General features: G+C 64.0%; 17 protein-coding genes and 1 other RNA gene. 11 read left to right on the forward strand and 7 right to left on the reverse strand.

Going from position 1 to position 25,672, the window contains the following annotated elements:
• Positions 1 to 34: 34 nt before the first annotated feature.
• A complete protein-coding gene (locus ACK3BK_RS08450; protein ID WP_371105597.1) occupies positions 35 to 1,270 on the reverse strand; it encodes an NCS2 family permease in 1,236 nt (411 codons plus the stop codon).
• A 467-nt stretch (positions 1,271 to 1,737) separates the two neighbouring features.
• Here ACK3BK_RS08450 and ACK3BK_RS08455 point away from each other — a divergent pair, with 467 nt between their 5' ends.
• On the forward strand, positions 1,738 to 2,493 hold the full coding sequence (locus ACK3BK_RS08455) for a GntR family transcriptional regulator (protein WP_186707889.1): 756 nt from the start codon (positions 1,738 to 1,740) through the stop codon (positions 2,491 to 2,493).
• A 201-nt stretch (positions 2,494 to 2,694) separates the two neighbouring features.
• Here the strand turns inward: ACK3BK_RS08455 and guaD are convergent, their stop codons facing one another.
• The 4 genes from guaD to xdhA form a co-directional block, all read right to left on the reverse strand.
• Positions 2,695 to 3,999, reverse strand: a complete 1,305-nt coding sequence (guaD, locus tag ACK3BK_RS08460; RefSeq protein WP_411384102.1) for a guanine deaminase — start codon at positions 3,997 to 3,999, stop codon at positions 2,695 to 2,697.
• Positions 4,000 to 4,009: 10 nt separating this feature from the next.
• Positions 4,010 to 4,855 carry a xanthine dehydrogenase accessory protein XdhC gene (gene xdhC, locus ACK3BK_RS08465; protein ID WP_288375310.1) on the reverse strand — a complete coding sequence of 282 codons (846 nt, stop codon included), beginning with the start codon at positions 4,853 to 4,855 and terminating at the stop codon, positions 4,010 to 4,012.
• Positions 4,856 to 4,972: 117 nt separating this feature from the next.
• The gene (gene xdhB / locus ACK3BK_RS08470; RefSeq protein ID WP_186719792.1) at positions 4,973 to 7,372 is read right to left on the reverse strand and encodes a xanthine dehydrogenase molybdopterin binding subunit; all 2,400 of its coding nucleotides are present in this window, start codon (positions 7,370 to 7,372) and stop codon (positions 4,973 to 4,975) included.
• Positions 7,365 to 8,819, reverse strand: a complete 1,455-nt coding sequence (gene xdhA, locus ACK3BK_RS08475; protein WP_186719791.1) for a xanthine dehydrogenase small subunit — start codon at positions 8,817 to 8,819, stop codon at positions 7,365 to 7,367. The genes xdhB and xdhA overlap by 8 nt, the downstream gene beginning before the upstream one ends.
• Before the next feature lie 268 nt (positions 8,820 to 9,087).
• Here xdhA and ACK3BK_RS08480 point away from each other — a divergent pair, with 268 nt between their 5' ends.
• The 5 genes from ACK3BK_RS08480 (at position 9,088) to ffs (ending at position 17,240) form a co-directional block, all read left to right on the forward strand.
• The gene (locus ACK3BK_RS08480) at positions 9,088 to 9,747 is read left to right on the forward strand and encodes a GntR family transcriptional regulator (RefSeq protein WP_186711743.1); all 660 of its coding nucleotides are present in this window, start codon (positions 9,088 to 9,090) and stop codon (positions 9,745 to 9,747) included.
• A gap of 3 nt (positions 9,748 to 9,750) precedes the next feature.
• Positions 9,751 to 13,239, forward strand: coding sequence for a chromosome segregation protein SMC (smc, locus tag ACK3BK_RS08485; protein ID WP_411384103.1), 3,489 nt, complete (start codon positions 9,751 to 9,753; stop codon positions 13,237 to 13,239).
• A 204-nt stretch (positions 13,240 to 13,443) separates the two neighbouring features.
• Positions 13,444 to 14,328: a cell division protein ZipA gene (gene zipA, locus ACK3BK_RS08490; RefSeq protein WP_054893632.1), complete on the forward strand. Its 885-nt coding sequence runs from the start codon at positions 13,444 to 13,446 to the stop codon at positions 14,326 to 14,328.
• A gap of 247 nt (positions 14,329 to 14,575) precedes the next feature.
• Positions 14,576 to 16,906, forward strand: coding sequence for an NAD-dependent DNA ligase LigA (gene ligA / locus ACK3BK_RS08495; protein WP_186666742.1), 2,331 nt, complete (start codon positions 14,576 to 14,578; stop codon positions 16,904 to 16,906).
• 237 nt (positions 16,907 to 17,143) lie between these two features.
• Positions 17,144 to 17,240, forward strand: an RNA gene (gene ffs, locus ACK3BK_RS08500) — signal recognition particle sRNA small type.
• 129 nt (positions 17,241 to 17,369) lie between these two features.
• Here ffs and ACK3BK_RS08505 read toward each other — a convergent pair.
• Entirely contained in the window at positions 17,370 to 18,314 is a 945-nt protein-coding gene (locus ACK3BK_RS08505; protein WP_411384104.1) for a GNAT family N-acetyltransferase, read from the reverse strand.
• A 241-nt stretch (positions 18,315 to 18,555) separates the two neighbouring features.
• Here ACK3BK_RS08505 and ACK3BK_RS08510 point away from each other — a divergent pair, with 241 nt between their 5' ends.
• The 4 genes from ACK3BK_RS08510 (at position 18,556) to ACK3BK_RS08525 (ending at position 22,691) form a co-directional block, all read left to right on the forward strand.
• Positions 18,556 to 19,602, forward strand: coding sequence for an N-acetylmuramidase family protein (locus ACK3BK_RS08510; protein ID WP_186709316.1), 1,047 nt, complete (start codon positions 18,556 to 18,558; stop codon positions 19,600 to 19,602).
• Position 19,603: 1 nt separating this feature from the next.
• Positions 19,604 to 20,224 (forward strand): hypothetical protein, encoded by a 621-nt coding sequence (locus ACK3BK_RS08515; RefSeq protein WP_411384105.1) that lies wholly within the window; start codon positions 19,604 to 19,606, stop codon positions 20,222 to 20,224.
• Positions 20,225 to 20,330: 106 nt separating this feature from the next.
• Entirely contained in the window at positions 20,331 to 20,741 is a 411-nt protein-coding gene (locus ACK3BK_RS08520) for a hypothetical protein (RefSeq protein ID WP_186666740.1), read from the forward strand.
• Positions 20,742 to 20,750: 9 nt separating this feature from the next.
• Entirely contained in the window at positions 20,751 to 22,691 is a 1,941-nt protein-coding gene (locus tag ACK3BK_RS08525) for a hypothetical protein (protein WP_186666739.1), read from the forward strand.
• Here the strand turns inward: ACK3BK_RS08525 and ACK3BK_RS08530 are convergent.
• Positions 22,685 to 23,443, reverse strand: coding sequence for a substrate-binding periplasmic protein (locus ACK3BK_RS08530; RefSeq protein WP_411384106.1), 759 nt, complete (start codon positions 23,441 to 23,443; stop codon positions 22,685 to 22,687). The two genes, ACK3BK_RS08525 and ACK3BK_RS08530, sit on opposite strands and share 7 nt — an antisense overlap.
• 132 nt (positions 23,444 to 23,575) lie before the next feature.
• Here ACK3BK_RS08530 and dnaX point away from each other — a divergent pair, with 132 nt between their 5' ends.
• Positions 23,576 to 25,636, forward strand: a complete 2,061-nt coding sequence (dnaX, locus tag ACK3BK_RS08535; protein ID WP_411384107.1) for a DNA polymerase III subunit gamma/tau — start codon at positions 23,576 to 23,578, stop codon at positions 25,634 to 25,636.
• The last annotated feature ends 36 nt before the right edge of the window (positions 25,637 to 25,672 follow it).

A 25,672-nucleotide genomic window follows, 5' to 3' on the forward strand; every position in this document is an offset into this window, starting at 1 on the left:
CGTGGTCCGGGCCCGTTGCGGGCCCGGCGACGTGTCAGAGGAACACGAACTTGGCGATGAAGATCACGCACAGCACCCACAGGCTTGCGGAAATTTCCTTGTACTTGCCGGTCCCGGCCTTGAGCACGACGTAACTGATGAAGCCCAGGGCGATGCCGTCGGCCACCGAAAAGGTCAGCGGCATCATGATCGCGGTGACGATCGCCGGGATGCTGTCGGTCGCCTCGTCCCAGTTGATGTGCGCCATGCTGCCCATCATCAGCATCGCCACGTAGATCAGCGCGCCAGCCGTGGCATAGGCGGGGATCATCCCGGCCAGCGGGGCGAAGAACATCGCCGCGACGAACAGCAGGCCGACCACCACCGCCGTCAGGCCGGTGCGCCCGCCCGCGGCGACCCCGGCGGCACTTTCCACGTAGCTGGTCACCGGCGGTACGCCCACTGCGGCGCCGAACACGCTGGAGGCGCTGTCGGCCTTCAGGGCGCGCGACAGGTTCTCGATACGCCCGTCCGGGGCCACCAGGTTCGCCCGCTGCGCCACGCCCATCAGGGTGCCGGCGGTGTCGAACATGTGCACGAACAGGAAGGCCAGTACCACGCTGATCATGCTGACGTTGAAGACGCCGGCCACGTCCATGGCCATCCAGGTCGGTGCCAGGCTCGGTGGCAGCGAGAACACCCCGCCATACTGCACCAGGCCCAGGCCCCAGCCGGCCAGGGTCACGGCGATGATGCTGATGAGAATGGCGCCGAACACCCGGTGGTAGCTCAGCACCGCGATCATCAGGAAGCACACGGCCGCCAGCAGCGGTCCGGGTTCATGCAGCGAGCCCAGCTTGATCAGCGTCGCCGGGCTGTCGACGATGATGCCGGCGGTCTTCAGGCCGATCAGCCCGAGGAACAGTCCGACCCCGGCACCCATGGCATGGCGCAGGCTCACCGGAATGCTGTTGAGCAGCCACTCGCGCACCCGTGACAGGGTCAGCAACATGAACAGCACGCCGGAGACGAACACGGCGCCCAGCGCCGCCTCCCAGGTGTAGCCCATGGTGCCGACCACGGTGTAGGTGAAGAAGGCGTTGAGCCCCATGCCGGGCGCCAGGCCCACTGGCCAGTTGGCGTACAGGCCCATCAGCAGACAGCCCAGGGCGGCGGCGATGCAGGTGGCGACGAAGGCGGCACCGTGATCGATGCCAGCGTCGGCCATGATGTTGGGGTTGACGAAGATGATGTAGGCCATGGTGATGAATGTGGTCATCCCGGCGATCATTTCGGTCCTGACGGTCGTGCCGTGGTGCCGGAGTTTGAAGATCCGCTCCAGCCATCCCGGTCGGGGCGACGCAGCGAGATCCAGCGTTGGGGCTTCGGATTTGCGGCTTTCCACAGCGAGTACTCCTCAAGTCTTTCTTGTTGTTCTGGAGCCTTGGTCCTGCGCATGCACTTGGCGGCTCCGCGAGGGGGTGGCAGACGTCTGACGGGTTTGTTGACTTTTGGGTCAGGAAGTTGCTCGGTGGATTATGCTTTTGTGTACAAAGAATGCAAATAATGTTTTATCTTTTGAGCGCACAATCTGTGCTCACGCAGCTATATGGGTATTGGCCACCTGCAGAAACGGCTCAGCCTGTGTACAATGCGCAGATACCTTGATCCCTTTTTTCACCCCAGGACTTGCCAGCCACCCTCTGACAGGTATTACAGTCGAGGTTCCACTGGCCGATCCCTTGTGCTCGAGTGCCCATGAACGAACAGCTGCAACCTCTGAAGAAACCTGCGCGCACAGCCAAGGCCGGCCGCAGCGGTACCCAGGACGACATCGTCTATGCGCACATTTTCGAGGCCATCCTCGAACAGCGCCTGGCGCCGGGCACCAAGTTGAGTGAGGAAGCGCTGGGCGAGATCTTCGGCGTCAGCCGCACCATCATCCGTCGCGCCTTGTCGCGTCTGGCCCATGAAAGCGTGGTGCTGCTGCGCCCCAACCGTGGCGCGGTCGTGGCCAGCCCCACCGTGGAGGAGGCGCGCCAGGTGTTCTTCTCCCGGCGCATGGTCGAGCGCGCCATCACCGAGCTTGCGGTGCAGCATGCCACCGACGAGCAACTCAACGAGCTGCGCCAGATGGTCCGCGATGAGCGCGACAGCTTCTCGCGTGGCGACCGTGGCGCTGGCATCCGCCTTTCCGGCGAGTTCCACCTCAAGCTGGCCGAGGCGGCCGGCAATGCGCCGCTGGTCAGCTTCCAGCGCAGCCTGGTGTCGCAAACGTCGTTGATCATCGCCCAGTACGAAAGCGGCAACCGCTCGCATTGCTCGTACGATGAGCACATGCAACTGATCGACGCCATCGAGGCGCGCGATGCCGAGCAGGCCGTGAGCCTGATGATGCACCACATGGATCATATCGACAGCAAGCTCAACCTCGACGAAGACAGCGCATCGGACGACCTGCATGCGGTGTTCTCGCACCTGCTGAAAAAACCCAAGGCTGCCGCCAAGGGTTGATCGTTTGCCTGGATGAATGACCGAGGGCTGCTGTGCAGCCCATCGCGGGAACAGCCCGCTCCCACAGGTATGGACTGCTACCAAGTTGGACATGAATCCAACCTTTGCGGCAGTTCAGGTACAGCACATCCCTCGGGCCTGGTGCTTTCTCTGTGGGAGCGGGCTCGTCCCGCGATGGGCCGCGCAGCGGCCCTTTGTGCATCAGCGCCGATGTACCGAGCGCCCCGCGGCGAAGGTCTCGCGCACGGTACGGTCATCGCCCAGGGTGGTCAGCACGAACAAGGTCTCCTCGATGCTGTTGGATTGCTGGATGCGGTAGTCCAGCAGCGGCGTGGCCTTGTAGTCGAGCACCACGAAATCGGCATCGTTGCCGGCGCGCAGGCTGCCGATGCGGTCGTCCAGGCGCAGGGCGCGGGCTCCACCGAGGGTGGCCAGGTACAGCGACTTGTACGGGTGCAGGCGCGCGCCCTGCAGCTGCATCACCTTGTACGCCTCGTTCAGTGTGTGGAGCAGCGAGAAGCTGGTACCGGCACCCACGTCGGTGCCCAGCCCGACATTGACCTTGAAACGCTCGGCCTGGGGCAGGTTGAACAGGCCGCTGCCCAGGAACAGGTTGGACGTCGGGCAGAAGGCCACGGCCGAGCCGGTCTCGGCCAGGCGCTGGCATTCCTCGTCGCACAGGTGCACGCCGTGGGCGAACACCGAGCGCTCGCCCAGCAGTTCGAAGTGGTCGTAGACGTCCAGGTAGCCCTTGCGTTCGGGGAACAGCTCCTTGACCCAGTCGATCTCCTTGAGGTTCTCCGACAGGTGGGTGTGCAGGTACACGCCCGGATGTTCCTTGAGCAATTGTCCGGCCATGGCCAGCTGTTCAGGCGTGCTGGTGGGCGCGAAGCGCGGCGTCACCGCATAGTGCAGGCGAGCCTTGCCATGCCAGCGCTGGATCAGCGCCTTGCTCTCGCTGTAGCTCGATTCGGCGGTGTCGGTCAGGTAGTCGGGGGCGTTGCGGTCCATCATCACCTTGCCGGCGATCAGGCGCAGGTCCAGACGCTCGGCCTCCTCGAACAGGGCGTTGACCGACTCCGGGTGCACGCTGCCGAACACCAGCGCGGTGGTGGTGCCGTTGCGCAGCAGTTCCTGCAGGAAGATCTTCGCCACCTTGTCGGCATGAGCCTTGTCGGCGAACTGCTTTTCGCAAGGGAAGGTGTAGGTGTTCAGCCAGTCCAGCAGTTGCTCGCCGTAGGAGCCGATCATGCCGGTCTGCGGGAAATGGATATGGGTGTCGATGAAGCCCGGGGTGATCAGGGCGTCCTGGTAGTGCACCACCTCGATATCGGCGTCGAGGGTCGGCAGCAGGTCGGTGGCGTGCCCCAGGGCGCTGATGCGGCCTTCGTCGACCACCAGCAGGCCGTCTTCGTAGTATTCGTGGGAGGCCTCCAGGCCGACCTCGGCAGGGTCGGCAATGCTGTGCAGGATGGCGGCTCGGTAGGCTTTGCGGGTTGCGGTCATAAAGCGCTCGTCAAATGGCTTGGCTGCGCCGGGAGGGCGGCAGCAACTGGGCAATGGGGCCTGCATTGGCGCCAGCGTCATGCTGGCCGAAGCAGGCGTTGTAGGTGGCGATGATTTCGCCGGCAATGGACACCGCGATCTCGATGGGCAGCTTGCCCTTGACCTCCGGCAGGCCCATGGGGCAGCGCATGCGTGCCAGCACGGCATCGTCGTAGCCGCGCTCGCGCAGGCGGTGTTCGAACTTGACCCGCTTGGTCTTCGAGCCGATCAGGCCGAACCAGGTGAAGTCGTTGCGCTTGAGGATGGCGGCGGTCAGCTCCAGGTCGAGCTGGTGATTGTGGGTCATGACGATGCAGTAGCTGCCTGGCGGCAGCTCGGCCACTTCGTCGACCGGTTCCTCGCTGACCACCTTGGTCACCCCGTGGGGGACAAGCGGCGGGAATTCCTGCTCGCGCGAATCGATCCAGCGCACCCGGCAGGGCAGCGCAGCGAGCAAGGGTACCAGAGCCCGGCCGACATGGCCCGCGCCGAACACCGCGACCTGCGCCTGCACCGGCGCCATGGGTTCGAACAACAGCACCGTGACGCCGCCGCAGCACTGGCCCAGGCTCGCGCCCAGGCTGAAGCGCTCCAGATGCGGTGTGCTGCGCTGCTCGGCGAGCATCTGCCGGGCGATGTGCAGGGCCTTGAACTCCAGGTGTCCGCCACCGATGGTGTCGAACAGGCTACTGGCGCTGACCACCATCTTCGACCCCGCGTTGCGTGGCGTGGAGCCGCGCTCCTCGATGATGGTCACCAGGATGCAGGGTTCGCCGCGGGACTGATGGTCGGCGAGGGCATTGATCCATTGGTGCATGATGTAGCCTCTCTAAACCATGCTGAGGACCCTGTAGGAGCGGGCTTGCCCGCGAAGAGGACGGTAAGGCCATCCTCACATTCGCGGGCAAGCCCGCTCCCACGGAATTCCTCGCTGTCAGTGGGTGACGGTTTCCAGTTCTTGTTCGCTCGGCTGCTGTTGCGCCACTGCCTTGCGCATCTGCTCGCATCCCCACAGCACCCGCTCGGGTGTCGCCGGGGCGTCGATGTGCGGCTGCACGCGATAGTCGGCGAGGCTCGCCACCGCATCCTTGATCGCGCACCAGGCGGCGATGCCGAGCATGAACGGCGGCTCGCCCACGGCCTTGGAGTGGAACACCGTGTCCTCGGGGTTCTTGCGGTTCTCCACCAGTTTCACGCGCAGGTCCAGGGGCATGTCGGCCACCGCCGGAATCTTGTAGCTGGCCGGGCCGTTGGTCATCAGCTTGCCCTTGGCGTTCCACACCAGTTCCTCGGTGGTCAGCCAGCCCATGCCCTGGATGAAGCCGCCCTCCACCTGGCCGATGTCGATCGCCGGGTTCAGCGAGTCGCCCACATCGTGCAGGATGTCGGCGCGCAGCATCTTGTACTCGCCGGTCAGGGTGTCGACGATCACTTCGACGCAGGCGGCGCCAAAGGCGTAGTAGTAGAACGGTCGGCCGCGCGCCTGGCTGCGGTCGTAGAAGATCTTCGGCGTGCGGTAGAAGCCCGTGCTCGACAGCGAAACCTGTGCGAAGTAGGCCTGCTGCACCAGTTGCTCGAAGCTCAGCAACTGGTCGCGCACGCGCACGTGGCCGTTGCGGAACTCGACATCTTCCTCGGTGACCTGATAGTGCCGGGCGGCGAACTCGGTCAGGCGTTTCTTGAGGATCTCGGCCGCATTCTGCGCCGCCTTGCCGTTCAGGTCGGCGCCGCTGGACGCTGCTGTCGGCGAGGTGTTGGGCACCTTGTCGGTGTTGGTGGCGGTGATCTGGATGCGGTTGAAGTCGACCTGGAACACTTGCGCCACCACCTGGGCGACCTTGGTGTTCAGGCCCTGGCCCATCTCGGTGCCGCCGTGGTTGAGGTGGATGCTGCCGTCGGTATAGATGTGGATCAAGGCGCCTGCCTGGTTGAGGAAGGTGGCCGTGAACGAGATGCCGAACTTCACCGGGGTCAGGGCCAGGCCTTTCTTCAGTACCGGGCTGTGTTCGTTGAAGTGGCGGATCGACTTGCGTCGCTCGGCATAGTCGCTGCTGGCCTCCAGGTCGGCGGTCATTTCCTCGAGCAGGTTGTGCTCGACGGTCTGGTAGTAGTGGGTGACGTTGCGTTCGGTCTTGCCGTAGTAGTTGGCTTTTCGCACCGCCAGTGGGTCGAGCGCCAGGTGGCGGGCGATGTGGTCCATCACCTGCTCGATGGCGACCATCCCCTGCGGGCCGCCGAAGCCGCGGTATGCGGTGTTCGACGCGGTATTGGTCTTGCAGCGGTGGCCGTTCACCGTGGCATCGCCCAGGTAGTAGGCGTTGTCGGAGTGGAACATGGCGCGGTCGACGATCGAGCCGGACAGGTCCGGCGAATAACCGCAATTGCCGGCCAGGTCGAACTCGATGCCGTGCAGGCGGCCTGTGTCGTCGAAGCCGACGTCGTACTCGACATAGAACGGGTGGCGCTTGCCGGTCATGGTCATGTCCTCGACCCGTGGCAGGCGCATCTTGGTCGGCTGCCCGGTGAGGCGCGCGATCACGGCGCACAGGCATGCCGGGCTGGCCGCCTGGGTTTCCTTGCCACCAAAACCGCCGCCCATGCGGCGCATGTCCAGCACCACCTTGTTCATCGGTACGTCGAGCACTTCGGCGACCAGCTTCTGCACCTCGGTGGGGTTTTGCGTCGAGCAGTAGACGATCATGCCGCCGTCTTCGGTGGGCATCACCGAGGAAATCTGAGTTTCCAGGTAGAAGTGCTCCTGGCCGCCGATGTGCAGGGTGCCCTGCAGGCGATGCGGGGCACTGGCCAGGGCCTTGGCCGAGTCACCGCGCTGGTGGGTATGGCTGTCGAGCACGAAATGCTTCTTGCGCAAGGCTTCGACCACATCGAGCACCGGTTCCAGGTCCTCGTATTCGACGATGGCCGCCATGGCGGCGCGACGTGCGGTGTCCAGGTCACGGGCAGCGACGGCGAGCACCGGCTGGCCGAAGAACTCGACCTTGTCGATGGCCAGCAGCGGATCGCCCGCGACCACCGGGCCGATATCCTTGAGCCCTGGAATGTCCTCGTGAGTGATGGCGATGCGCACGCCTTCGAACTGGTAGCAGGGGGTCGTGTCGATGCGCAGGATGCGCGCGTGCGCACGGTCGGCGGTGCGCGCATAGACGTGCAACTGGTTGGGGAATTCCAGGCGGTCGTCGATGTACACCGCCTCGCCCGACACGTGCTTGTCGGCGCTGTCGTGCTTTACGCTGCGCCCGACCCCGGTGGTCAGGTCCTGGCTGAACAGTTCGGCCATCTCGGCCTGGCTCTTGACGGCGTGATGGTTAGACATAAGCGGTCACCCGGGTCTCGATGTATGGCGATTGCTGTTCGATGAAGTACTTGCGCAGCAGGTTCTGCGCGGTCAGCAGGCGGTATTCCTTGCTGGCGCGAAAATCCGTCAGCGGGCTGAAGTCTTCGGCCAGTGCCTGGCAGGCGCGCTCGATGCTCGCCTGGTTCCAGGGCTTGCCAAGCAGCGCCGCCTCGCAGGCACGGGCACGCTTGGGAATCGCTGCCATGCCGCCGAAGGCGATGCGCACGCCACCGACCACGCCGTTCTCGATGTTCAGGTTGAACGCTGCGCAGACCGCAGAAATGTCATCGTCCAGGCGCTTGGACACCTTATAGGCGCGGAACGTCCACTCGTTGCTGGCGCGCGGCACCAGGATCTTCTCGATGAACTCGCTGTCCTGGCGGGCCGTGATGCGGTAGTCGATGAAATAGTCTTCCAGCGCCAGGGTGCGCTGGCGATCGCCCTGGCGCAGGACGATCTGTGCGTTCAGGGCGATCAGCAGGGGCGGCGAGTCGCCGATCGGCGAGGCGTTGCCGATGTTGCCGCCCAGGGTGCCCTGGTTGCGGATCTGCAGCGAGGCGAAGCGGTGCAGCAGGGCACCGAAGTCGGGATATTCCTCGTTCAGCGCGCCATAGCAGTCGGTGAGCGGGGTGGCGGCGCCGATTTCCAGGTGGCTGCTAGTCTTGTCGATGCGCTTGAGCTCGGCGACATGGCCGACATAGATCATCACGGGCAGGGTCTTGTGGAACTGGGTGACTTCCAGTGCCAGGTCGGTGCCGCCGGCGAGCAGGCGTGCTTCGGGGTGCGAACTGTACAGGTCGGCCAGGTCGGCGACGGTCAGCGGGACCAGGCAGCGCTTGTCACCACTGTTGAGCTCGCCGGTCTGCTGCGGGGCGATGGCCTTGAGGCGGGCGATGGTCTGCGCCTGCTGCGCGTCGAACTGGTCCTGGCAGGGGCGGGCGCAACTCTGCTCGGCGGCATCGAGGATCGGCCGGTAGCCGGTGCAGCGGCACAGGTTGCCGGCCAGGGCTTCCTGGGCCTGGTGCAGGTCGTGGCCGCTGCTGTTCTTCTGCAGGGCGAACAGCGACATGACGAAGCCAGGGGTGCAGAAGCCGCATTGCGAGCCGTGGCAGTCGGCCATGGCCTTTTGCACGCTGTGCAGCTCGCCCTGGTGCTTGAGGCCCTCGACACTGATCAGTTGCTTGCCGTGCAAGGAGGAAACGAACGTCAGGCAAGAGTTGAGGCTGCGATAACGCAGGGCCGGCTGGCCCAGGTCATCCTGGGTCAGTTCGCCCACGACCACGGTGCAGGCGCCGCAGTCGCCGCTGGCGCAGCCTTCCTTGGTGCCGGGTTTGCCCAGGTGCTCGCGCAGGTACTGCAGCACCGTCATGTTCGGGTCCAGGGCGTGCTCGTTGCGCAGCTCCTGGTTGACGAGAAACTGGATCACGGGGAAGGCCTCGTAATGGTTTTATTGTTGTTGGGCGGACTCTAAGCAAGGGCTGACCTTGAGGTCAATATTTTTCTGACTCAAAGGTCAAGATTTTACCCGCGCCGGGTTCTGGCCACCCAACCCTGCCTTTTTACAAGCATAGATCGCGCCGGGCACTGCGACTGACCGACAGGTCGCACAAAGCCTCGTGTGCCGCTGCGCGCAAGCCCGGCGAGTGCGCTACAATCGCGCCTTTGTGCCCTGTTTTCGATTCCGAAGGAAAATCATGACGTTCAAGGCGCCGGACAGCCTCTCCGAGCAAATTGCCCACTACCTGGCCGAGCGGATCATCCGCGGCGAGCTCGCACCCGGCGAGCGCATCCAGGAGCAGAAGGTCACCCAGGCCCTGAATGTCAGTCGCGGCTCGGTACGCGAGGCGCTGCTGATACTTGAACGTCGTCATCTGGTGGCGATCCTGCCGCGCCGTGGTGCCCATGTCACCGAACTCGACGAGCACAGTGTGCGCAGCCTGTGCAGCCTCATGGGCGAGCTGTACATCCTGCTGGGCAACGCCGTCGCCCAGCAGTGGCGCAGCGAGACTGACCTGCTGCCGTTCCTGGAGATCCAGCAGCGCCTGCACGAGGCCCGCAGTAACCTGGACATCAAGGCGTTCGTCGCCGAAAGTTTCGCCGTCATGCGCGCCGCCTTCCCCTTCGCAGCCAACCCTTACCTGCAGGAGACCGTGGAGAACCTGCAGCCGGCCATGAGCCGCGCCTACTACCTGGCACTGGATCAGCGCCAGGCCAGCATGGACGATTACCTCGACCTGTTCGCCCGCCTGCTGGAGGCGGTGCTGCTGCGCGACCTGCCGCGTATCCGCGAGGTGCTGATCGCCTATTGTCAACGCAGCTGCGAGCTGGTGTTGGCCGCGCTGGTGCGGGCCTGACCGATGCGCCTCAAGTGCATTCGCCTGGCCGGGTTCAAGTCGTTCGTCGACCCCACCACGGTCAATTTCCCCAGCAACATGGCGGCGGTGGTCGGGCCCAACGGCTGCGGCAAATCCAACATCATCGATGCCGTACGCTGGGTGATGGGCGAAAGCTCGGCGAAGAACCTGCGTGGCGAGTCGATGACCGACGTCATCTTCAACGGCTCCTCCGGGCGCAAGCCGGTGAGCCAGGCGAGCATCGAGCTGGTGTTCGACAACAGCGACAGCACCCTGGTCGGTGAGTATGCCGCCTATGCCGAGATCTCCATCCGTCGCAAGGTGACCCGCGACGCGCAGAACACCTACTACCTCAACGGCACCAAGTGCCGCCGCCGTGATATCACCGATATCTTCCTGGGCACCGGCCTTGGCCCGCGCAGTTACTCGATCATCGAACAGGGCATGATCTCCAAGCTGATCGAGGCCAAGCCCGAGGAGCTGCGCAACTTCATCGAGGAAGCGGCGGGCATCTCCAAGTACAAGGAGCGGCGCCGCGAGACCGAGAACCGCATCCGCCGCACCCAGGAGAACCTGGCGCGCCTGACCGACCTGCGCGAAGAGCTGGAGCGCCAGCTCGAACGCCTGCATCGCCAGGCCCAGGCCGCCGAGAAATACCGCGAATACAAGGCCCAGGAGCGCCAACTCAAGGCGCGCTTGTCGGCACTGCGCTGGCGTGCACTGGATGAGCGCGTGCGTCAGCGCGAAAGCATCATCGGTGACCAGGAGGTGGCCTTCGAGGCGCTGGTGGCCGAGCAGCGCAACGCCGATGCCAGCATCGAACGCCTGCGCGACGGGCACCATGAGCTGTCCGAACGCTTCAACCAGGTGCAGGGGCGCTTCTATTCCGTAGCGGGCGATATCGCCCGGGTCGAGCAGAGCATCCAGCACGGCCAGCAGCGTCTGCGCCAGTTGCAGGATGATCTCAAGGAAGCCGAGCGCACGCGCCTGGAAACAGAGTCGCACCTGGGCCACGACCGCACCTTGCTGGCGACCCTGGCCGAGGATCTGGCGATGCTCGAGCCCGAGCAGGAAATGACCCTCGCCGCTGCCGAAGAGTCCGCTGCGACGCTTGAAGAGGCTGAGCTGGGCATGCATGGCTGGCAGGCCCAGTGGGATGATTTCAACACCCGCTCCGCCGAGCCGCGGCGTCAGGCCGAGGTCCAGCAGGCACGCCTGCAGCAACTGGAGGGCAGCCTGGAGCGTCTGGCCGAGCGCCAGCGCAAGCTGAGTGAAGAGAACCAGCAACTGGGCGCCGATCCCCAGGACGCCGCCATGCTCGAACTGTCGGAGCGGGTGGCGGGCAGCGAGTTGCAGCTCGAAGCGTTGCAGTTGCAGGAACAGCAGGTGGTCGAGCGGCTTGAGGCTGTGCGCGAGCAACTGCAGCAGGCGACCCAGGCCCAGCAGCAACAGCAGGGTGAATTGCAGCGCCTGGGCGGGCGTCTGGCGTCACTGGAGGCCCTGCAGCAAGCGGCTCTCGAGCCCGGCAGTGGCGCGGCTGAATGGCTGCAGGGGCAGGGCTTGGGCAGCCGTCCGCGCCTGGCTGAAGGGCTGCGTGTGGAGTCCGGCTGGGAGCTGGCGGTGGAGACCGTACTGGGTGCCGACCTGCAGGCGGTGCTGGTGGACGATTTTGCTGCACTTGATTTTGCCGCCCTGGAGCAGGGCGACCTGCGCCTGTTGCAGGCGAGCGGCGAGGGTGCGCGCCTGCCCGGCAGCCTGCTGGACAAGGTCGACGGACGCATCGATCTGGCACCCTGGCTCGGCCAGGTCAAGCCGGTCGAATCCCTGGAGCAGGCCCTGGCCCTGCGCGCCACGCTTGGAGAGGGACACAGCCTGGTCAGCCGCGATGGCTACTGGGTCGGTCGGCATTTCCTGCGAGTCAGCCGTGGTGGCGAGTCCCAGGGCGGTGTTTTGGCGCGCGGGCAGGAGATCGAGCGCCTCGGCCACGAGCAACTCGAGCACGAGGCGTTGCTCGAACAGCTCACGCAGCAACTGGAAAGCCTTCGCGAGCAACAGCTCGACCAGGAAGAACAGCGCGAGCAACTGCGTCGCCGCAGCCAGGACGAAAGTCGCCAGCTTGGCGAACTGAAGGCGAGCCTGTCTGCCGGGCGTGCTCGTGCCGAGCAGTTGGAGTTGCGCCGCCGTCGCCTGCAGGAAGAACTGGCCGAACTCCAGGAGCAGCGCGCCCTGGAGCATGAGCAACTGGGCGAAGCACGCCTGGTGCTGCAGGAAGCCCTGGACCTCATGGCCCAGGACACCGAGCAGCGCGAACAGTTGATGGCCCGTCGCGACACCCTGCGCGAAACCCTCGACCGCGTCCGCCAGGAGGCCCGTCAGCACAAGGACCACGCCCACCAGTTGGCAGTGCGCCTGGGTTCCCTGCGTGCCCAGCACGACTCCACGCGCCAGGCCCTGGAGCGTCTTGAGCAGCAGGCCGCGCGTCTGAGCGAGCGCCAGGAGCAGTTGAGCCTCAACCTCGAAGAGGGCGAGGCGCCGCTGGAAGAGTTGCGCCTGAAGCTCGAAGAGCTGCTCGAGCGGCGCATGAGTGTCGACGAGGAAATGCGCCAGGCGCGCCTGCACATGGACGAGGCCGATCGCGAGCTGCGCGACTTCGAAAAGCGCCGTGCCCAGGCTGAACAGCAGGCCCAGTTGTTGCGCGGGCAACTGGAGCAGTCACGCCTGGAGTCCCAGGGCCTGGATGTGCGGCGCAAGACCCTGCAAGAGCAGTTGCTCGCCGACGGTTACGACCTGCAGGGTGTGCTCGCCACGCTCGAGCCCGAGGCCAGCGAGCAGGGTACCGAGCAGGAGTTGGAGCAGACCGAAGCGCGGATCCAGCGCCTGGGTGCGATCAACCTGGCGGCAATCGAGGAGTACGAGCAGCAGTCCGAGCGCAAACGCTATCTCGATGCTCAGAATGCTGACCTGGTCGAGGCGCTGGAGACGCTCGAGAACGTCATCCGCAAGATCGACAAGGAAACCCGTAACCGTTTCAAGGATACCTTTGATCAGATAAATGCCGGATTGCAGGCACTTTTCCCAAAAGTTTTCGGTGGCGGCAGCGCTTATCTGGAACTGACGGGCGAAGATCTACTCGATACAGGGGTGACGATCATGGCGCGCCCGCCGGGCAAGAAGAACAGCACCATCCATTTGCTGTCCGGCGGCGAGAAGGCACTGACCGCATTGGCGCTGGTGTTCGCCATCTTCAAGCTGAACCCGGCACCGTTCTGCATGCTCGACGAAGTCGATGCGCCGCTGGACGATGCCAACGTCGGGCGTTACGCCCGGTTGGTGAAGGAAATGAGCGAGACCGTGCAGTTCATCTACATTACGCATAACAAGATTGCCATGGAAATGGCCGATCAATTGATGGGGGTCACCATGCATGAGCCCGGTTGTTCACGTCTTGTTGCAGTTGATGTGGAGGAGGCCATGGCCATGGTTGACGCCTGATGCGCGAAGATTGGGCGATATCTGTAGGCAAATGCGCCTTGCATGTGCGACAGACGGTGTAAAGTTGTCTTTGGTCGTGCTAGCTTAATGTCACTCGTTTTTTGCGTGGGTAAAACGCCTGTCAGAACATAGAGTTGGCGCCACGTGTTAAAGGGCTTTGAAGCCTTTGTTTTCAAGCATATTTTTATAGAGGCACGGGATTACATGGAAATCGGTCTGCGCGAGTGGCTGATCGTCATCGGCATCATTGTCATCGCCGGTATTCTTTTCGACGGCTGGCGCCGCATGCGCGGCGGCAAGGGCAAGTTGAAGTTCCGTCTGGATCGTAGCTATTCCAACCTCCCGGACGACGAGGGCAGTGCCGAGGTGCTTGGCCCTGCGCGCGTCCTGGACACGCACAAAGAGCCGGAGCTGGACGAAACCGACCTGCCGTCGATGAGCGCACCGGCCCGGGAACGCGAGCGCGAGCCAAAGCCGGCCAAGGCGCCCAAGCGTGGCAAGCGTGCTGCTGCCGAGTCGCAGCAGGGCGACCTGAATCTGGTCGCTGAACCGCGCGAGCCGGACCTGTTCGCCGACAGCGATGACGACTTCAGTGCCGACAACAACCGCAACAGCGGTTTCGCCACGAGCAACAACGCCGCCAAGGAGTTGCCTCCGGTCGAAGAGGTGCTGGTGATCAGCGTCATCTCCCGTGACGAAGGTGGCTTCAAGGGCCCGGCGTTGCTGCAGAACATCCTGGAAAGCGGCCTGCGTTTCGGCGAGATGGACATCTTCCATCGCCACGAAAGCATGGCCGGTCACGGCGAGGTGCTGTTCTCCATGGCCAACGCGGTCAAGCCAGGCATATTCGACCTGGATGACATCGACCATTTCAGCACCCGTGCGGTCAGCTTCTTCCTTGGCCTGCCCGGCCCGCGTCATCCGAAGCAGGCCTTCGACGTGATGGTTGCCGCCGCGCGCAAGCTGGCCCATGAGCTCGACGGTGAGCTCAAGGATGACCAGCGCAGCGTACTGACCGCGCAGACCATCGAGCACTACCGCCAGCGTATCGTCGAGTTCGAGCGCCGTGCGCTGACCCAGAAGCGCTGATAGATCCAGACTCAAGAGCAGCCCATGGGGATTGCTGGTCGGTTCGGCAGATGTCGTTGCCTGTGCCGGCCCCATTGCCGGACAAGCCGGACGCCGCACCGCCGCTCCCACAGATACACGATTGTCTTTGGGAGCGGCGGTGCGGCGTCCGGCTTGTCCGGTGATGAGGTCAGTACATGCTGAACAGCATCCCGATCCGCGCCGGCATCACCCAGGCTGCTCTTTTGCTTTGCAAGAGACCTGAAAGATGAACGCCGAAAACCGAATCCACGAACTGCGCGCCGAACTCGACCAGCACAACTATCGCTACTACGTGCTGGACGAGCCCAGTGTGCCCGACGCCGAATACGACCGGCTGTTCAACGAACTCAAGGCGCTGGAAGCCGAGCATCCGCACCTGATCACCCCCGACTCGCCTACTCAGCGTGTCGGCGGTGCAGCCCTGGCCGCCTTTACCCAGGTACGCCACGAGATCCCCATGCTTAGCCTGGGCAACGCCTTCGAAGAGGCTGACTTGCGCGAATTCGGACGGCGTGTGGTCGAAGGGCTCGACCAGGCCGAGGCGGTCGACTACAGCTGCGAGCCCAAGCTCGATGGCCTGGCGGTGAGCCTGTTGTACCGCAACGGCCAGCTGGTGCAAGGCGCCACCCGTGGCGACGGCACGACCGGCGAAGACATCAGCACCAACGTGCGCACCATCCGCAACGTCCCGTTGAAGCTGCATGGCAGCGGCTGGCCCGAAGTGCTCGAAGTGCGTGGCGAGGTGTACATGAGCAAGGCGGGCTTCGAACGCCTCAATGCCGCTCAGGCCGAAGTCGGCGGCAAGACCTTTGCCAACCCGCGCAACGCTGCCGCTGGCAGTCTGCGTCAACTGGACTCGAAGATCACCGCCAGCCGCCCGCTGGAATTCTGCTGCTACGGTATCGGCCAGACTTCAGCGAGCGTCGGCGACAGCCATATCGGCATCCTCGAGCAGCTCAAGGTCTGGGGCATGCCGATCAGCCCTGAGCTCAAGCACGCCGCCGGCATCGAAGAATGCCTGGCCTACTACCAGGACATCGGCGCCCGCCGCAACGCGCTGCCCTACGAGATCGACGGCGTGGTGTTCAAGGTCAACAGCCTGGCGGCGCAGCGCGAGCTGGGTTTCCGTGCGCGTGAGCCACGCTGGGCCATCGCCCACAAGTTCCCGGCCATGGAAGAGCTCACCGAGGTGCTGGACGTCGAGTTCCAGGTCGGCCGTACCGGCGCGGTGACTCCGGTCGCCCGTCTCAAGCCGGTCAAGGTGGCCGGGGTGACCGTATCCAACGCCACCCTGCACAACATGGACGAAATCGCCCGCCTGGGCCTGCGCATCGGCGACACGGTGATCATCCGCCGTGCCGGTGATGTGATCCCGCAGGTGATGCAGGTAGTGCTCGAGCGTCGCCCCGATGACGCCCGCCCGGTCGAAGTGCCGAGCGCCTGCCCGGTGTGCGGCTCGCAGGTCGAGCGCACCCAGTTGGTCAAGCGCAGCAAGGGCAAGGAGACCACCAGCGAAGGGGCGGTGTATCGCTGCGTCGGCCGCCTGGCCTGCGGTGCCCAGCTCAAGCAGGCGATCATTCACTATGTGTCGCGCCGGGCGATGGATATCGACGGTCTTGGCGAGAAGAGCGTCGAGCAGTTGGTCGACGAGGGGCTGATCGGTTCGCCGGCAGACCTGTACAAGCTCCAGTTCGAGCAGATCGTCGACCTGGAAGGCTTCGCCGAGGTCTCCAGCCGCAAGCTGCTCGAAGCCATCGAGGCGAGCAAGCGTCCGCCGCTCGCGCGCTTCATCTTCGCCCTGGGCATCCCCGATGTGGGCGAGGAGACCGCCAAGGTGCTGGCTCGCTCCCTGGGTAGCCTGGAGCGGGTGCAGGTGGCACTGCCGCAGGTGCTGACCTACCTGCCGGACATCGGCCTTGAAGTCGCCTACGAGATCCACAATTTCTTCGAGGATGCGCACAACCGCCAGGTCATCCAGCAACTGCTCGACAGCGGCATGCAGTTGCAGGACCAAGGCGAGTTGGCGGCGGAGTTCGCCGCCAGCACCACCCTCGCCGGGATGATCGCCAAGCTCGACATCCCCTCGGTCGGCCCGACCGGCGCCGAGAAGCTGGTGGACAAGCTCGGCACCCTCGACAAGATCATCGCCGCCGACGGCATCGACCTGCGCCAGGCCCTGAACACCAAGCAGGCCGATGCCGTGCGCGAGTTCTTCAAGGTCGAGGCCAACCAGCAACTCGCCCGCGCCATCGAAGCCCAGCTCGAAGCGTTCGGCATGCACTGGCACAGCGAGAAGAAAACCACCGAGGGCCTGCCCCTGGCCGGTCAGACCTGGGTGCTGACCGGCACCCTGGAGCGCATGAGCCGCGACATCGCCAAGGACAAGCTGGAAAGCCTCGGCGCCAAGGTGGCGGGCTCGGTGTCCGGCAAGACCCACTGCGTGGTGGCAGGTCCGGGGGCAGGGTCGAAGCTGGCCAAGGCCAGTGAGCTGGGGGTCAAGGTGCTGGACGAAGAGGCCTTCGTCGCCTTCCTGGCGGGGCAGGGCATCACGGTCTGATGTTGCCTGCCCTGGCCTCATCGCGGGACGAGCCCGCTCCCACAGGTGCGCCTATACATTTATCCTGTGGGAGCGGGCTCGCCCCGCGATGAGGCCGGCACAAATTCCCGAGAACCTCATCCCTGGCGGACAAGTCCTTGAGAAATGATGGTTTTTTTGCCGTCAAAGGTTGTAACTTCCCCCCGTAACGGTACAATGGCGCGGCTCGTCACCTGATGAGCTGCGTTATGGTGGCCCCACCGGTCCCCCCGCATTGATTACCCGTTAACCTGGTCAGGCCCGGAAGGGAGCAGCCATAGCGGGAACATCGAGTGCCGGGGTGTGGCTGGTGGGGCTGCCTCCATTTCTCTCGAAGTCCTGCTCTCGAACGGCTTTCGCTCTTCACCGCCTGGTGATCCAAAGCGTGACGCACCGTACGCTTAGCCCTCCCTGCTTTTGCTCACCCCGCCACTTGGTCCCATTGTCAACGTTTACGCGTGAACTGCTGTTCCGTAACCGTCGAGCCCCATTGGCTGCCTTGCTCTTCATGAGCCAGTTCGAAGCCTAGCGATTCGTAGAGGTGCCGGGCGGCTTCCAATCCTTTGAATGTGTGCAACTGGATTGCCGAGAAGTTCTGCCGGTCACAGAAAGCGACCGCTTCGGTGAGCAGGCGGCGGCCTATACCGCCGCCACGGCAGCCATCATCCAGCAGGAACCAGCGCAGGTGCGCTTCATTGTTGCCGAGGTCCTCGCCGTCGATAGCCACCGACCCTACAATTCGGCCAGCGTTTTCAGCGACCCAAACCGCGTTGCGCGGATTCCCCAGTCGTCCTGCGAACTCGGCAATGTTAGTTGCAACCCTGCTCTCGAAGAACTGGCCGAAACCGGCATGGCGCGAGTAGTAGCTTGCATGCATCTCCGTCATGCGCCCGATCAGGCCGGGGCGGTATCCGAGGGTGATTTGAATCCTGGAGGCCGCTGTTTCGGTGGGCTGTTGGCGGGAAGCCTTCAACGCCTGGGCATAGGCATTCAGCCCTTGGGCGATGACCTGCTGTTCTTGCGGGGGCAGTGGAGCCAGCGTTGAGCTGACCTGCATTTTCCCGTAGGCATGAATGTTTTCAAGAGTGCGTTTCCCTTGCTCAGTCAGGCGCAGTTGCTTCGTGCGGCCATCCTGCTCGCTTTCATGCTCTTGCAGCTCACCCAGTTGAACGAGCTTCGCAACCATGCGGCTGACGCTGGACTTCTCAAGCCCGAGCGTCTGCACCAGTTGAGCCGCAGTCAGCTCCCCGTGCTCGCCTAGCTCAAGCAGAGTATGAACGGCAGAAGGGGAGTACTCCGTGCCTGCCAACGTCGTGCGCAGGAAGCCCAATTCACGGACCATCGTGCGTGAGGCGCAGCGGATTTGCTCCACGACCGAAGGGTCGATCATTGTTGAGGTCTCGTCAGGAATGGTTGCGCAATACAACCATGTTTGGTTGCATCATGCAACCATCCGCTGACCCCTGGGCGGCTTCGCTGCGGGTGAAGACTGCTTCACAGCCTTGAAGTCCGGTTCTGGACAAGTGAAAACACCCTTGTTAGTTTGCGTCCGCCATATATTTCAAAATATGACAGTGGCACTTAAGTGATATTGATTTGATATCAATTTATGACGAGCAAGGACGCATTGAATGAAAAGCCTGCAAGGTTTGCCCAGTCTTATCAGCGCTTCGGTAGGCACGCCCGGTAAAGCCCGAAACTTGCCCGCCGATGTTCAATGTATCCAGTACCTGTTCAATCTACTCATTCCGCGGCTCGGTTTTCCGTTGCCCGAGAATGGCCGTTGCGACGGGCAGTTGGTACAGCGCATCAGTCAGTACCAGTTTCGTCATCTCAAGTACGCGCACCCAGACGGGGTCGTCGATCCGAATGGGCGCACCTTCAACAGCCTGGTCGAGGAGGCTGTTCGAGTACCGGTCAAGTTGATTCCCGCACTGCGCCTGCCAACCTTCATCAATGTCTTCGCCAATAATGTCGACGCCCAGGTGCAGGCCACGGTCAATCATTACCTGGACCGGATGCGCGCGGTAATCGAAGCCGAGCGGCGCAATCGGCAGATGGTGCTGCAGGTCACGTGCGATGGCGGCATGACGCTCAGCGACAGCGACTTCCAGAACGCCGCGACTCAATTGGGCAACGGGATTTCAGCCAACCTGATCAAGGCATTTGCCACGGTGGAGTCGGGTGGTCGTTCGGGTTTTGGGCCGGCCAAGCTGCCGGTGATCGCCTTCGAGGGGCATCACTTCCAGCGCTATACCAAGCACAAGTACGACCAGACTCATCCGCTGCTCTCGTACAAGTACAAGAAGAAAGCCGGCCCGCAGTGGCAAGCCAATAACAAAGACCAGACCAAGGCCTGGGAAACCATGGCCACGGCGTTTGGGCTGGATCAGGAGGCGGCATTGAAGTCGGCGTCCTGGGGTATGTTCCAGATCATGGGTTTCAACTTCGCCGATTGCGGACATGCCAATGTGTTCGAATTCGTCGCGGCCATGAAACTCAATGCCGGGCAGCAACTCAAAGCCTTCCTCGGTTTCTGCAGCAAGAACCCGTCGTTTATCAAGGCGGCGAAGAACAAGGATTACGCCGGCATGGCCGCCAGTTACAACGGCAAGGATTACGGCGACTATGACGTGCGTATCAAGAAGGCCTACGAAGCACTTGAAGGGAAGAAGTGACATGGCAAAGAGTTTCTCTCGCCGACTGACTGTTCTGGCCACCGTATTGCTGGGGTTGTCCGCGTCTGTTCATGCAAGCGCCGCCGTACTGAAGCCTGGGCAATACGATGCGCTGATGCTGGCGGTCACGCCGGATCGCCAGGTGGAGGGCTACTATTCCGAGACCCTTGGCGAAGGTGTGACCCGGCATTGCACCTTCTACCTCAAGGGGCAGATCAGCGGCGATGGGGCGGTTGCGCTGGCCACCTGGGAAGATCAGACCTTCCCCGGCAGCCTGGCGGCCACGGGCGATGGCGTCACCCTCACCGTGGCACGCGGCCGCGAGCATCCCGGCTGCGTCAGTGTGCTGATGCCGGAGATCGCCACGGGGCTGGAGCTCAGCCGCTATGCGGAAAAGCCCTGGATCGCGCTGCTGACGGTCACTGCCGACAAGGCCTATCTGCGCAAGCAGGCGGGCAGCAGCGCGAGCAAACGACCCTATATCGTCAAGGGCGATGTAGTGGGCGTGCTGGCGTTCAAGGACGGCTGGGCCAAAGTCGAGTTCATCAACCAGGACGACCGCTCGTTCACGGGTTGGATCAGTCAGAGTCAGTACAGCCGACTCGTTGCACCCAAGGGCTGAAGCTGTGCGCGGGTGACGGGCCCAGCCCGCCGTACCTGCATTTATCGGCAAACAGGCTTATGATGCGCCTCTCGCAGCCCACCCATTTCTGAGAGAGGCCATCAGCATGGATCAGGTTGACGATCTGACCCGCCAGCGCATCCGCGACTGGCAAGCGCGCCGCCTGGAGATCAAGGACCAGATGGCCTCGCACCCCGAGCGCACCCTTGAGCTTTCGAAAGTACTCGACCAGATGGAAGAGGAACACGAGCGCATCCTTGGCGAAGCCACGCCCGCAGCCGACACCATAGCAGCAGTCGATCAGGCGCCGGGGCTGGATTTTCGCCTGAGCGTTTCGGCGCGCAATGCCCAGGACCTGCGCAAGCTGCTGGAAATGGCGCTGCACGAACTCGATAGCGCGCTGGCTGCCGAAGCCCGCTGCGAGAATGACGCGCGGCGTGTCTATCCGGGCGGCATGTCCGGCTCCCTGGGTGCCTACGCCTATGAACTTGAAGCCAATCCCGACACCAGCGAATGACCTGCGCGCATGCAACCTGAACATTACGACTTCGCCGACACCGTGTATCTTCCCGTCGCCCTGGAGGTGTGCCAGGGCCTGCTCGAGGACGCCTCCGGGCTTGATGGGTTGAGCGATCCGGAGCTGGCGGCGGTGCTGGTGATCCAGAACCTGTCCCAGGCGCGCGAGCAGGTGCTCGACCCTGCGGCAGCGGAAAAGGTGCTGGCCAAGTTGCTGCAGTGGTCGGTGCAGGGTCCGCATTCGCCGGGCGTTGGGCTGGGGTCCGAGGCGCGGCGGCTGTTCGATGCGCGCAAGCTGTATTTCGGCCTGGAGGTCATCAAGGGCTCGCGCTTGCAACTGCTGGGGGCCGAGGAGGTGGCGCAGCGCGAATACTTGTTGGAAGACGGCACCTGGGACATGCGCTTCAGGTCGCTTCGCCACCCGCGCCACAATCCGTTCAGCCAGCAAGCCATCACAGGCTTCGATAAAGAGCGCTGGCTGACCCGCGAACAAGACAAGTTGCTGCGAGTGCTGCGCGCCAACCCTGACGAGGACCTGCATGTGCAGGGCTATGCGGGCATCGGCAAGAGCTACCTGCTGGGAGCGCTTATCGATTGCCTGCCCAGGGGGCGGGTGCTGGCACTGGCGCGCACGCCCGGCAAGCTCGACGCCCTGCGGCGGCGTATCGGAAAAGGCTCCAAGGCTGGCAAGACGTTCGCCGAGTTTGCCCAAGCCCTGCTGAGCGTGCCTGGGCGGCCTGCCGCACGCGCATCGGCACGCCTGCCGGGCAAGCGTGCGGTGGCCGAAACCTTGAACATCCTGGGCTTTCGCCAGTACGACGGCGAGAAGACCCTGGATATCTGCCTGGAGCTGCTGAAGAACTACTGCGAGTCACGCGATCACAGCCTCGCCGCGGGCCACCTGCCGCACTTCGCTCAGGCGCTTTCGCGGCTGGACAGCCAGGTGCTGCTCGAATACGCCAGTCGCCTGTGGACCTACCTGCAGGACAACCCTGCCTGGGATCGCCAGACCGGCTTCCCCACGTTGCTGCTGCTCAAGCGCGCCAGCCTCGCTGGCCACAGTGTGCCGAGCCGCTACAGCCATGTAATCGTCGACGAGAGCCAGGACATGCCTGGCCCGTTGTTGCAGATCATCGAGCGGGGCCGCCAGGTGTTGATCACGCTGGGTGACGAATACCAGCGTGCCGACGGGCCCGGACTGCGCCGCGCGCGTCAGGTGCGCCAGCGCGATATCGCCTTCTCGGTGCGTTGCGGGCCGAAAGTGGAGCGGCTGATCAACCCGCTGATCGGTGTGCATTCGCAAAAATCCAAGCTCGCCTTCGAAGGCGCCGGCAGCGTGGATGTCGGCATCGAGTACTACCCCCTCGATTTCGTGCCGCCGCAAGGCTGTGTGGTGCTTACCGCATCGCCCTGGGATTCGATGAAGTGGGCCATGCAACTGGCCGACAACCAGTGCCGGGTGGGCTTCTCCGATAACGTTGGGATGCAGCGTTTCATGTCCAGCGCCGTGCAGTTGTTCCGTGCCGACCTTTATGGCGCGGGCAGCGATGGCCAAGACACGCACGCATATTTCGCCCACGCGCTGAACTGGCGACAAGTGCATGAGGACAATCGCTTCGACGAGTCATTCCTGTGGGTCGAGGCGCGGCTGCAGGACGGTTTTCGGATTGCCGAACTCAACGCCTTGTCGGCACGCTTCTCCAATCAGCCGGGCAGCCTGTTGCTGATGCCGGCGCAGGAGGCCGGAGGGCAGGAGTTCGACCACGTGCTGCTGACCCAGGAACTGATGGCGCTGAATCCGTTCAAGGATGCCTACGCCTTCGACAATCGGGTCTGCGCGGTCTATATCGCGCTGTCACGTGCCCGGCGCCATCTCTATCTGCCCTACGATGTGGACGAGTGGGTGGCCTACCACAAGGGCCAGAAATTCCGCGAGTCGCACGGCTACTGATCGGCCGACAGCGCCTCTTGCACCCGGGTGTAGCGTTCGATGATCCGTTCGATCTCGCCGGACTGCTTGAGGCGCACCAAGGCGCGCAGCACCTGCTGCGCCGGAATGGCCGGGTCGTTGCGCACCATGCAGCCCAGGTCCTGCGCTTCCAGCAAGGCCAGCGGGCGCAGGCGCTGCTCCCGGGGTTGCTGGCGGTTGAACCATTGCAGCGACAATTGGTTGCTCACCGCATAACGATAACGGCTGGCTTGCAGTTTCTGCAGGGCCAGGTCCTGGTTGCGGCTGTCTTCGCGCTTCAGTAGACGCTGCGCGAACAGCGGGTCCAGGGCCGGGTAGGTGTAGCCCAGCACCGTACCGATGGCTTGTGCGGGCAGTTGCGCCAGGCCGCCGGGCAGGCTGTCGCCGGCACGCCCGACCAGCAGGTCGCGTTGATGGATCAGCGGTACGCTCCAGATGAACTCACCGGGCCGTTCGTTGAGCCAGTTGCTGGCCACGTAGCAGCGCACGTCGATGTCGCCATCGGCCATGGCCTGCTCCAGGCGCAGGCGTGCCATTACGTGGTACTGCGGGCGCACCCCGGCTTCACGGGCCAGGGCCTGGATCAGGTCGAAGAGAATGCCTTCCACCGGCACATCGCCCTCGGTGCGCATCAACGGCATGCTCCAGCTCTCCGCGACGGAGAAGCGCAGCACAGGCTGCTCGGCAAGGCCGGTGGAGCACCATAGCAACAGGATGGCGAGAAGTCGCCGCACGTCTATCCTCCTTGGACTTTCTATGTTCACCGGCAGCGTCCAAAGTCTAGACGAGCCTGGCAGGGTGCAATTTTGCCCCCGCTCCGCTAGCATTAGCGATCTTCCGCTCGATCAGGCTGCGATGGTTTTTTGATGAGTTATCAGGTTCTTGCACGTAAATGGCGCCCGCGCTCGTTCCGCGAGATGGTAGGCCAGACCCATGTGCTCAAGGCATTGATCAACGCCCTGGACAACCAGCGGCTGCATCACGCCTACCTGTTCACCGGCACCCGCGGGGTCGGCAAGACCACCATCGCGCGGATCATCGCCAAGTGCCTGAACTGCGAGACCGGTATCACCTCCACACCTTGCGGCACCTGTTCGGTATGCCGGGAAATCGACGAAGGCCGCTTCGTCGACCTGATCGAGATCGACGCCGCCAGCCGCACCAAGGTCGAGGACACCCGTGAACTGCTCGACAACGTGCAGTACGCGCCCAGCCGCGGACGCTTCAAGGTCTACCTGATCGACGAAGTGCACATGCTTTCCACCCACTCCTTCAACGCCTTGCTCAAGACGCTGGAAGAGCCGCCACCGTACGTCAAATTCATCCTCGCCACCACCGATCCGCAGAAGTTGCCGGCCACCATTCTTTCGCGCTGCCTGCAGTTCTCGCTGAAGAACATGAGCCCGGAGCGGGTAGTCGAGCACCTCACGCACGTGCTCGGTGCCGAGAACGTGCCATTCGAGGAAGATGCCCTGTGGCTGCTTGGCCGCGCCGCCGACGGCTCGATGCGTGATGCCATGAGCCTGACCGACCAGGCCATCGCCTTCGGCGAGGGCAAGGTACTGGCCGCCGATGTGCGGGCGATGCTCGGCACGCTCGATCATGGCCAGGTGTACGGCGTGCTGCAGGCCTTGCTCGAAGGTGATGCCCGGGCGCTGCTCGAGGCGGTGCGCGCCTTGGCCGAGCAGGGGCCTGACTGGAACGGCGTGCTGTCCGAGATGCTCAACGTGCTGCACCGGGTCGCCATCGCCCAGGCGTTGCCCGAAGCGGTGGACAACGGCCAGGGCGATCGCGACAAGGTGCTGGCCCTGGCGGGCGCGTTGCCGGCCGAGGATGTGCAGTTCTACTACCAGATGGGCCTGATCGGTCGGCGCGACCTGCCGCTGGCGCCGGATCCGCGCGGTGGCTTCGAGATGGTCTTGCTGCGTATGCTCGCGTTCCGTCCGGCCGATACCGATGACGCGCCGAAACCTGCGCTAAAGCCGGTGGGGATCAGCCAGGCCACAGCTGATCCAGCCAAGCCGGTGGCAACTGCGACCGTGGTTGCCGAGCCTTCCGTGGTTGCCGCTGCGCCTGAGCCTGTTGCGCCGCCCGCACCAGTGGTCGACGAAGCGCCCGCCGCCGAGCCGGTCGCTGCTGTTGCGCCCGCTGTGGCGCCGGAGCCGGCCCCTGCGATGGAACCTGAACCCGAGCCCGAGCCAGCCGTTGCGCCGCCAGAGGCAGTGGTCGACCTGCCATGGGAAGAACCTTCCCCGCCCGTCGCAGCCCCGGCGCCGGTCACCCCGGCCGTTGTCGCGCAGCCTGCTGGCGAGGAACCGGACTACGACGAGCCGCCCTTCGATCCGTCGGCCTATGCGTCGGTTGGCATGGAGCGCGACGACGACGGCCCGGATGACGACTATTACGCACCGCAAGCCGATCCGGCAGGTTTCAGCTATCTGGACGAGCTCGCCGAGCATATCCAGGAAGACGCCCCTGCGGCGGCGCCCGAGCCTCTGCCCGCGGCGCAACCGGCCACGGGCCTGGCCTTGCAATGGCTGGAATTATTCCCACAGTTGCCTGTCTCCGGTATGACAGGCAACATCGCCGCGAACTGTACGCTGATCAGCGCCGATGGCGATGACTGGCTGCTGCACCTGGACCCAGGCCAGGGTGCGTTGTTCAACAGCACCCAGCAACGCCGGCTCAACGAGGCGCTCAACCAGCATCTGGGGCGTACGCTGCGCCTGCAGATCGAGCTGGTTCGCCCCGAGCAGGAAACCCCGGCCCAGGCCGCCGCGCGCAAGCGCGCCGAGCGCCAGCACGATGCGGAGCTGTCGATCGAGCAGGACCCGCTCATCCAGCAGATGATCAAGCAGTTCGGCGCCCGGGTGCGGCACGATACAATCGAACCTGTAGACGCGGCCCTGGCAAACCCCGGGCAGTGAAGCGAACCCCTTGCGCCCGGCCTCGTGCCGGCCGCA

This window comes from Pseudomonas sp. L7, from assembly GCF_046605565.1.
GTDB classification, from domain to species: domain Bacteria; phylum Pseudomonadota; class Gammaproteobacteria; order Pseudomonadales; family Pseudomonadaceae; genus Aquipseudomonas; species Aquipseudomonas wayambapalatensis.